Annotated in this window: 1 protein-coding gene; it reads left to right on the top strand. The window is 43.0% G+C overall.

The window, feature by feature from the left end; genetic code table 11:
• Positions 1–210: 210 nt before the first annotated feature.
• A complete protein-coding gene (locus G593_RS0118200) occupies positions 211–1,893 on the top strand; it encodes a phospho-sugar mutase (protein WP_029732598.1) in 1,683 nt (560 codons plus the stop codon).
• Positions 1,894–2,084: the final 191 nt, after the last annotated feature.

The raw sequence follows: 2,084 nt of genomic DNA, 5'->3' as shown, positions 1-2,084 counted from the left end.
CTTGCCAGTTTAATTCAAAATAAACAATCAAAAGTTTGATAAGGGGTAGTTTGCGCTTTTTTTGGCTACCCGGTAGTTTTTGTTTCATAGTAAATGAGCGCCTTTAATTGATGTCTTTCCGGAAATATGGTATATTTAACTTATCTGATGCCGTAGGCATCTTACATATGAAAAGAAGCAAAAAAGAATATGAGTCAGGAGTGGTAGAATATGTATCAGGATGATTACAAACGTTGGATGGAGGCTGATCTGGAGGATGCGGATCTGAAGCCGGAACTGGCGAGAATCGAAGAAAATGACGAGGAGATCAAGGAGCGTTTTGCAGTTGCGCTTAAGTTTGGAACTGCAGGACTTCGGGGTGTTCTTGGAGCAGGTACGAACCGGATGAATATCTATGTTGTACGTCAGGCTACGCAAGGGCTGGCGAACTGGGTAAAGACACAGGGTGGAACGCAGACAGTAGCAATCAGCTATGACAGCCGTATTAAAAGTGATGTATTTGCGAAGAATGCGGCAAGTGTACTGGCAGCGAATGGAATCAAGGTTCGGATCTATGATGCATTGATGCCTGTACCGGCTCTTTCATTTGCAACACGTTATTATAATTGTAATGCAGGTGTTATGGTAACAGCATCTCATAATCCAGCGAAATATAATGGATATAAAGCATATGGTCCGGATGGATGTCAGATGACAGATGATGCGGCAGCAATTGTTTATGAAGAGATTCAGAAGACAGATGTTCTGACTGGTGCAAAATACATGTCATTTGCACAGGGCGTTGAAGAGGGGATGATTCGTTTTGTGGGCGATGATTGTAAGAGAGCTCTTTATGATGCAATCGAGGACAGACAGGTTCGCCCAGGACTTTGCAAGACAGCAGGATTGAAGCTTGTATATAGTCCGCTCAATGGGTCAGGACTTGTTCCTGTCACACAGGTATTGAAAGACATTGGAATTACAGACATCACAATCGTTCCTGAGCAGGAGTATCCAAATGGATATTTCACAACATGTAGTTATCCGAACCCGGAGATTTTCGAGGCACTTGAGAAGGGACTGAACCTTGCAAAGGAGACTGGCGCAGACTTGATGCTTGCAACTGACCCGGATGCAGACCGTGTTGGTATTGCAATGAAGTGTCCGGATGGTTCTTACGAACTCGTCAGTGGAAATGAAGTCGGAGTTCTGCTTCTTGACTACATTTGTGCAGGACGTATAGAGAAAGGTACGATGCCAAAGAATCCGGTAGCAGTGAAATCTATCGTATCAACACCACTTGCAGATGCAGTTGCAGAGCATTATGGAGTAGAGCTTCGAAGTGTACTGACAGGATTTAAATGGATTGGAGATCAGATTGCAGGTCTTGAGGCAGCAGGCGAAGTTGACCGTTTCATTTTTGGATTTGAGGAGAGCTATGGATATCTGGCTGGTCCATATGTACGTGATAAAGATGCTATTATCGGATCTATGTTGATTTGCGAGATGGCTGCTTATTATAGAAGCATCGGAAGTTCTCTGAAGCAGAGAATGGAAGAAATCTATTCCGAGTATGGACGTTATTTGAATAAGATCGACAGCTTTGAATTCCCGGGACTTAGTGGTATGGATCGGATGTCTGAGATCATGCAGGGATTAAGAGACAAGCCGCTTGAGGAGATTGCTGGATATAAAGTTGTGAAGGTTACGGATTATAAGAAACCAGAAGAGACAGGCCTTCCGGCTGCAAATGTACTTATTTATAAGCTGGAGAACAACGAGACAGTTATCGTTCGTCCTTCCGGAACGGAGCCGAAGATTAAGATTTATTACACAACGCTTGGTAAGGATCTTGCGGAGGCGCAGTCTGAAAAAGATAAATTATCTGAGGCGTTAAAGCCAATTATGAAATAAAAAACATTAGAATGTCGAGGCATCCTCGCGGAGCGTTTATCTCAGTCGGAGACCTAACTCCCACTGAGACAAATTTGCTATTACTCACCACCTGAAGGACGCCACTGAAAAAGTCCTTATTTTGCGCAAAGCAGCACAAGATAAAGTATATTTATATGTTTTACGCTACTATATATTGTATGTAAAAACAG

It is taken from the genome of Dorea sp. AGR2135 (assembly GCF_000420885.1).
In the GTDB taxonomy this organism is placed as follows: Bacteria; Bacillota; Clostridia; order Lachnospirales; family Lachnospiraceae; genus Dorea; species Dorea formicigenerans.
The sequence above is the reverse complement of the archived record's forward strand: the minus strand, read 5'-3'. Positions and strand labels throughout refer to the sequence as shown.

Coding starts and splice junctions, on each gene's coding strand:
- G593_RS0118200 (WP_029732598.1), top strand. CDS start 211: ATGTATCAGGATGATTACAAACGTTGGATGGAGGCTGATCTGGAGGAT.